We start from the raw sequence: 6,683 nt of genomic DNA on the forward strand, positions 1-6,683 counted from the left end.
GCTCGAACGGGCTGCCCCCCACGGGCCCCCCCACAGCCCGGGCAATTCGGGTCTAGGCCGGGCTGCATCCCCGGCACCTTGTCGGTGCCGAGGATGCGCCTGCCTCAGTTCGCCGGGCGCACATCCTGTGGCCGCGTGCGCTCATCCGTGCGCGGCGTGTGGTTGAAGCCGTTGCGCATCGCCCAGACATTGCGCTGCACATGCGTCGGGATGATCGCTTGGTCGCGGATCGCCAGGCGCATCGCATCCTGCAGCAGGCCCTCGCGCTTCTCGCTGTCCAGCTCCCGCATCGCGCGGGTCAGGATGGCGTCGAACTCGGGGTTGGAGTAGCGCCCGCGATTGACCGAGCCCATGCCCCGCTCCCGATTATAGGTCGCCAGCACCGAGCGCATGCCGGCCGAGGGCTCCCCGGTCGAGCTGCCCCAGGACACCAGGAAGGACGAGAATTCCTGCCGCGAGGCGCGCGTGACGAAGCTCGAGAAGGGCTGCACGTCCACCGCGGTCCGCACGCCGACGCGCGACCACATCTGCGCCACGGCCTGCACGATCCGCGCGTCATTTGGATAGCGGTCGTTCGGGCCGTGCAGCGTGATGCGGAAGCCCTCGGGGTAGCCGGCCTCGGCCAGCAGGCGCCGCGCTGCCTCCGGATCGGCCGGCGGCGGCGGATGCAGCTCCGACACATGCCCGAAGGCACCCGGCGGCATGAACTGGTTGATCGCCGCGGCATTGCCCTCCATCACCCGCTCGACGATCGCCCGCCGGTCGATGGCATGCGCCAGGGCCTGCCGCACCCGCAGGTCGCGCAGCGGGTTGCGCGGCAGCGGCTGGCCCGCATTGTCGGTGATGAAGGGCGAGGGGCCATCGCGCATGTGGTCGAAGTGGAAATAGACCAGCCGAAGGCTGTCGACCTCGGACAGGCGAATGTTGCTGTCCCGGCGCAGCCGCTCCAGATCGGCGGTGGGCACCTGGTCGATGAAATCGACGTCGCCGGCAAGCAGGGAGGCGGTGCGCGCGGCGGCATTGGTCACGATCCGGTACTCGACCTTCTGCCACGGCTCCGCGCCGCCCCAGTAGCTGTCGTTCCGCTCCAGATCCATGCGGTCCACGGACCGGCCGCCGGTGATGCGATAAGGGCCCGTGCCGATGGCGACGCGGCCGGAGTTGAAATCCTCGGTCGAAGCTCCGGCATGGATGGTGCGCGACAGCATCGGCACCTGCGACAGGTTCGCCGGCAGGTTCGGATCCGGCCCGCGGGTGCGCAGGCGCACCGTCAGCGGGTCCACCACCTCCACCGCGGTGACGGCATGGGTGTAGGTGCGGAAGGAGCCGGGGCTGTTCTGCACCTGCGGGATGCGTTCGAAGGTGAAGGCGACATCCTCGGCGGTGAAGGGCGTGCCATCATGGAAGCGGACGCCTTCGCGCAGCTTGAGTTCCCAGACATCCTCGCTGATCGGCCGCCAGCTCTCCGCCAGCGCCGCCACGGGGCGCGAGTTCGGGTCCATCTCCAGCAGGTTGGAGAAGATGGCCGCGGCGAAGGCGTTGTTGGGCGAGATGTTGTGGTAGTGCGGGTCGAGCGACGTGACCTGCGCGCCCACCGCCATGCGCAGCGTCTGTGCCGTCGCGGGCATCGCGGCGGCGATCGCGCCGGCGCCGAACACGCCGCCGGCCAGCAGCATCGCCTTCAAGGTTTTCATTTTCATTGGTCGTTCCTTCCCTGGTGTCTTGTCAGCTCAGCAGGTAGTCGGCTCCTCCGCGTTCGCAGATGGCGCGGATGTGTCGGTCGAGCGCCGGCGGCACGGGGATGCCTTCCCGCAGCCGCCGCTCACGCGCCGCCTCCTCCGGGTCGCCGGCGACCAGCACCGGGCGTGCGGGGTCGGCGGGCGGCGTGGCGTGCAGCACGTCGATCGCCTCGTCCAGATCGTGCTCGAACTCCCCGGCCTCGCGGAAGGCTGCGGGATTGAGCGCCATGAAGAAGTGCCCGATCCCGTCCGGATCCGTCTCCGACTGCGTGCGGTTGCGGATCGGCGAGAAGGTGGCGCCCAGCAGCGTGCCGCCGAGGATGTGCACCATCATCGCCAGCCCGTAGCCCTTGTGGCTCGCCATCTCCGGCGTGCCGCCGAGCGGGGTGAGACCGCCCTCGGGCCGCTCCAACACGTAGCGGTAGGCCTCATGCGGATCGGTCACGCTAGCGCCCGCGCCGTCCATCACCCAGCCCGCCGGCACTGGCCGGTCGTTCAGGTGATGGACTTTCACCTTGCCGGCGGCGACCGTCGTCGTCGCCATGTCCAGCACGAAGGGCGGGTTGCGCCCGGCCGGTGCGGCGAAGGCCAGCGGGTTGGTGCCGAGCACGGGTACGGCACCACGCGTCGGCACCATGGCGACGCCACGCGTCGCGCTCGTCACTAGGCCGATGGCGCCGCGCCTGGAGGCGATGCGCGCATAGACGCCGGCGGCGCCAAAATGGTGGGAGTTGCGCACGCCCACGACGGCGACGCCGCTGACCATCGCCTTGTCCACGGCGAGGTTCATGGCGAAAACGGAGACCGGATGCCCGAGACCGGCGCCGGCATCGACCAGGGCAGTCGCCGGTCCGTCACGCACGATCTTCGGCCGCGCCTGCAGGTTCAGCCGTCCTTCGCGATGCCGCGCCTCGTAGGTCATCAGCATGGAGATGCCGTGGGAATCGACGCCGAGAAGATCGGTCTCCACCATCATCTCGGCGGTCGTCTCGGCGAGATCCGGCGCCATGCCCCACTTTTGCAGGATCGCCAGGATCTGCGCCCTAACGCGCTCCGCCGGCACCATCAGCATGCCGCTGGCCGGCGCGCTCAAGCGCCGAACACCCGGGAAGAGCGCCGTTCCACCACGAGCCAGGCGCCGGTCGTGGCGTCGCGGCGCAGGCGGTCCTGCGCCGCGGCGATGGAAAGCGGCACGCCGATCGGGGCGGGCAGCGGCGCGCCGGCCGCGCCATCGTGCCGGAACACCAGCGTGTTGTAGCGCGCGGTCGCGGTCTCCGCGTCCTCAAGCGTGACCACCAGGTTCTGCACGAGATGCGCGGTGACGCGGCCCGCCGGGCGTTCGGCCAGGGCCGCCGCGACGTCGCCCGGGCCGCGCAGCGCCTTGCCCTGCCGGTGCCAGACGCCATCCGGTGCGACGGCCGCCGCGACAGCGGCGAAGTCGGAGGCGTCGAGCGCTGCGTAGAAGCGGTGGATCGACTGCTGGCACGCCAACATGCGCGCGGCGGCGAGAAGCTCGTCCATGGGCGTCAGCCCTCCTCGGCGAGGACGGGGTTGCGCAGCGTGCCGATGCCGGTGATCTCCACCTCGAAGACGTCGCCCGGCTTCAGCCACAGCGGCGGCGTGCGACGCGACCCGACGCCTTCCGGCGTGCCGGTCGCGATGATGTCGCCCGCCTCGAGCGGCGTGATCGCGGAGACATAGGCGAGCAGCGTGGGAATGTCGTAGATCAGGTCGCCGGTGGAGGCGTGCTGCACCTGCTTGCCGTTCAGGCGGGAGGTCAGGGTCAGCGCCGTCGGATCCGGCACGTCATCCGCCGTGACCATCCACGGCCCGCAGGCGCCGCTGCGGAAGAAGTTCTTGCCGGAGGTGGTGGTGTGCTGCTGCCAGTCGCGCAGGCTGCCATCGGTGAAGCAGGTGTAGCCGGCGATGTGGTCGAAGGCGCGTTCCTTGGCGATGTGGCGTCCCGGGCTGCCAATGACGAGGGCGAGTTCTCCCTCGTAGTCGAACTGCTCCGAGGCAAGGGGTCGGAGCAGCGCCTCCCCATGCCCCACCACCGAGTCGTTCCAGCGTGAGAAGACACGCGGGAAGGGCGGCGGCTCCCGGCCGGCGGACTCGGCGACATGCGAGCGGTAGTTCAGGCCGATGCCGATGATCTTCCGGGCGTCCGGCACCACCGGCAGGAAGCTGATCGCCTCCGGCGCGTGGTCCACGCCCTTCTCCGCGCGTGCGGCGTCGAGGCCTGCGGGACCCGCGGCGAGCAGCGCGCGCAGCGTCGGGAAGCGGGCGCCGAGGCGTCGCCCGAGATCCACCACGCCATCCTCCACCGCCGCGCCATAGGAGGCGCCGGCGGCGGTACGGAAGCTCAGCAGCCTCATCGGGCGTGGGCCGCGGGCGCCAGCGCCTGCTGCAGGAAGGCGGGCTGGAAGACCCGGTCGGCCATCACCTGGCAGCGCTTCATCAGGCGGTGCTCGTGCGGCGCATAGTCCGGCAGCGCATTGTGCAGCGTGCCGATATTGTCCCAGATCAGCAGGTCACGCTCGGCCCAGACATGGGTGTAGATGAAGCGCGGCTCCAGCTGGTGCGCGAACAACTGCTGCAGCACGCGGTCGCTCTCCGCCTCGTCGAGCTCGTTGATCCGCACGGCGTATCCGGGGTTGCAGTACAGCACCTTCCGGCCGGTGATCGGATGGGTCAGGAAGATCGGATGCACCGAAGGCGGGCGGCTTTTCCGCTGCTCGGGCGTCAGCGGGCCGCGCGTGCTGCCCTTGGCGAGCATGCCTTCCCAGAACTTGTTGAAATCGTGCGTGGCCGTCATGCCTTGCAGCCGCTCCTTCAGCGCGGGGTCGAGCGCCTCGTAGGCCGCATGCATGTTGGCGAATAGCGTGTTGCCCAGCGGCTTGCCGTCGCGCCGCGGCACCTTGTGCGCGTTGAGCACGTTCACGAAGCCCATCGTGTCGCGATAGGACATGTCCGTGTGCCAGTCCTGCCCGGCATCGGCGATGCCGATCGGCTTCCCGTCCTCGATGATGTTGGAGAGGATGCCGACCTCCGGCACCTGCGGATCCTGGAACTTGCCGGTGACGGATCCCTGGATGCTGCCGAAGCGCGCGGAGAAGTCGCGCAACGCCGCCGGTTCCAGCAACTGTTCGGGGAAGCGCAGAACGCCATGCTCGCCCAGGGCGCGCAGGATGGTGGCGAAATCGGCGTCGGACATGGGCTTCGCCAGGTCGATCCCGGTGACCGTCGCGCCGAGTATGTCCCCGGTAGGGCGGATGTTCAGCATGGTTTCCTCCATTCGTCGGGTGGGCGTCCCGGCTCTCTGGCCGAGAACGCGAATTCCCACATTATGGGGAACGCTAACGCTCCGGTGTGGTCGCGTGCAAGTCCCGATCGGGTTATGACTCGTTCGTGGCCAGCGGAACCTTGATGCGAGACATCGGCGAGAGCGAAGCGCCCGCGACGCCTTCGTCGCAGGTGGCGCGCCGCCCGGATGCCCCCGGCGCCGGCAGCCTCGCACGGATGCTGGATGTGCTGGACATGTTCAGCGCGACCCGCCCGGTGCTGCGCGTGGACGACCTGCAGGCGCGGCTCGGCTACAGCAAGTCCACCGCCTATCGCTACGTGAAGACGCTCTGCGATGCTGGGCTGCTCGCTCAGGCCGCGCAGGGTCGCTACACGCTCGGCCCCCGCGTGGTCGAACTGGAGCGGCTGATGCGGATCGCCGATCCGCTGCTGCAGGCCGGCGAGGCCGTGCTGCCGGCGCTGGCGGCGGAGCAGCCGAACAGCATGGTCCTGCTGTGCAGCCTCTACCGCGACAAGGTGCTGTGCGTGCACCGCGAAGGGCCGGAGGCGATCGACTCCGGCGGCCACTCCGTCAGCATCCTGCGCGCGCGGGGCCTGCCCTTGCCGCTGTTCCAGGGCGCTGCCTCGCTTGCGATCCTCGCGCATCTGCCGACACCGCGCATCCGGGCGCTGTTCGCGGCGCGGGGGGCGGAGATGGCGGCCGCCGGCCTCGGCGCCGACTGGGCAGAGGTGCGCCAGCGGCTCGCGAGCATCCGGCGGGACGGCCATGTCGCCACGGCGGGGCGCTTCAACCGGCACCTCGCCGCGGTCTCCGTGCCGGTGCTGTCGCGCGACGGGTCGCAGGTTTCCGGCAGCCTGACGCGCATCATGGCAATCGGCGACTACGTGCCGGGTGATCACGGACGGATCGTCGCGTCGCTGCAGGCCGGTGCGAAGCAACTCTCGACACGCCTTCCCTGAAGCCAAGCCGGTGCTGGGTTACCCGGCGGTCTGTCATTGCTTGGGCGTAGGAAAGCGTAGCACGGTCCATGCGGCGCAGCGCCGCGTCGGTTCTCGCCCCTGGCGCTGCGACCCTCCGCTCGGGCCGCAGCGCTGCGCCGCGGTCAGTCCGCGCGGATGTTGGCGTCGCGGATGACGTTGCCCCAGCGCGCACGATCGGCGCGGATGGTCTCCAGGAATTCCGCCTGCGAGCCGATGATGACCTCCATGCCGTTCTCCGTCATGCGGCGCTGGAAGGCGGGGTCTGCGCCGACCCGCCGGAGCGCATCCGTCCAGCGTGCGACGATCGCGGGCGGCAGGTTGCCCGGGCCGGCGATGCCGAACCAGTTGCGGATCTCAAACTCCGGCAGGACCTAGTGGACTGATTCCAGTAGACGTTTCCCGCGCTGGTGCTTGCCGATAATGGTGTCGGCGGGCGCGGTCCAGCGGCAGGGCTTTGGGTCGGCGTTGTGGGCGTGGAGGTAATCGCGGATTGCCTGGTGCAGCTCGATGACAGAGCGGAAGACGCTGCGCTTCAGGCGCCGCTTTGTCAGCGTGGCGAACAGTGAACCGCGCCGGGTTTGCCGGAGGCCCCGAGGATTGAGAGGATGGGGCCATGACGAAGAAGACATCGAACCGGTTTTCGCCTGAGGTTCGGCAACG

The 6,683-nt window shown here is 69.8% G+C and carries 7 protein-coding genes and 1 pseudogene; 1 reads left to right on the forward strand and 7 read right to left on the reverse strand.

Annotated elements, in window-relative coordinates; translation table 11 throughout:
- Nucleotides 1–104 precede the first annotated feature (104 nt).
- Genes ACESM1_RS29975 through ACESM1_RS29995 form a run of 5 tightly spaced genes read right to left on the reverse strand, consistent with a single transcriptional unit; the run spans nucleotide 105 to nucleotide 5,022 of the window.
- Nucleotides 105–1,700 carry an ABC transporter substrate-binding protein gene (locus ACESM1_RS29975; protein ID WP_372625015.1) on the reverse strand — a complete coding sequence of 532 codons (1,596 nt, stop codon included), beginning with the start codon at nucleotides 1,698–1,700 and terminating at the stop codon, nucleotides 105–107.
- Between the two features lie 25 nt (nucleotides 1,701–1,725).
- Nucleotides 1,726–2,832, reverse strand: a complete 1,107-nt coding sequence (locus ACESM1_RS29980; protein WP_372625017.1) for an Ldh family oxidoreductase — start codon at nucleotides 2,830–2,832, stop codon at nucleotides 1,726–1,728.
- Nucleotides 2,829–3,260, reverse strand: a complete 432-nt coding sequence (locus ACESM1_RS29985) for a nuclear transport factor 2 family protein (protein WP_372625019.1) — start codon at nucleotides 3,258–3,260, stop codon at nucleotides 2,829–2,831. The genes ACESM1_RS29980 and ACESM1_RS29985 overlap by 4 nt, the downstream gene beginning before the upstream one ends.
- 5 nt (nucleotides 3,261–3,265) lie before the next feature.
- A complete protein-coding gene (locus ACESM1_RS29990) occupies nucleotides 3,266–4,114 on the reverse strand; it encodes a fumarylacetoacetate hydrolase family protein (RefSeq protein WP_372625021.1) in 849 nt (282 codons plus the stop codon).
- Nucleotides 4,111–5,022: a TauD/TfdA dioxygenase family protein gene (locus ACESM1_RS29995; protein ID WP_372625023.1), complete on the reverse strand. Its 912-nt coding sequence runs from the start codon at nucleotides 5,020–5,022 to the stop codon at nucleotides 4,111–4,113. The genes ACESM1_RS29990 and ACESM1_RS29995 overlap by 4 nt, the downstream gene beginning before the upstream one ends.
- A gap of 143 nt (nucleotides 5,023–5,165) precedes the next feature.
- Here ACESM1_RS29995 and ACESM1_RS30000 point away from each other — a divergent pair, with 143 nt between their 5' ends.
- Nucleotides 5,166–6,002: an IclR family transcriptional regulator gene (locus ACESM1_RS30000; protein ID WP_372625025.1), complete on the forward strand. Its 837-nt coding sequence runs from the start codon at nucleotides 5,166–5,168 to the stop codon at nucleotides 6,000–6,002.
- Nucleotides 6,003–6,145: 143 nt separating this feature from the next.
- Here ACESM1_RS30000 and ACESM1_RS30005 read toward each other — a convergent pair whose 3' ends face one another.
- Together ACESM1_RS30005 and ACESM1_RS30010 are read right to left on the reverse strand one after the other, a co-directional pair.
- Nucleotides 6,146–6,391, reverse strand: a complete 246-nt coding sequence (locus ACESM1_RS30005; protein ID WP_372625027.1) for a tripartite tricarboxylate transporter substrate-binding protein — start codon at nucleotides 6,389–6,391, stop codon at nucleotides 6,146–6,148.
- Nucleotides 6,392–6,394: 3 nt separating this feature from the next.
- Nucleotides 6,395–6,683 (reverse strand): annotated as a pseudogene (locus ACESM1_RS30010) (hypothetical protein); the annotation flags it as partial.

Origin of the sequence: Falsiroseomonas sp. (assembly GCF_041690465.1) — a bacterium.
Lineage (GTDB): Bacteria > Pseudomonadota > Alphaproteobacteria > Acetobacterales > Acetobacteraceae > Falsiroseomonas.

Coding starts and splice junctions, on each gene's coding strand:
- ACESM1_RS29975 (WP_372625015.1), bottom strand. CDS start 1,700: ATGAAAATGAAAACCTTGAAGGCGATGCTGCTGGCCGGCGGCGTGTTC.
- ACESM1_RS29985 (WP_372625019.1), bottom strand. CDS start 3,260: ATGGACGAGCTTCTCGCCGCCGCGCGCATGTTGGCGTGCCAGCAGTCG.
- ACESM1_RS30000 (WP_372625025.1), top strand. CDS start 5,166: ATGCGAGACATCGGCGAGAGCGAAGCGCCCGCGACGCCTTCGTCGCAG.
- ACESM1_RS29995 (WP_372625023.1), bottom strand. CDS start 5,022: ATGCTGAACATCCGCCCTACCGGGGACATACTCGGCGCGACGGTCACC.
- ACESM1_RS29990 (WP_372625021.1), bottom strand. CDS start 4,114: ATGAGGCTGCTGAGCTTCCGTACCGCCGCCGGCGCCTCCTATGGCGCG.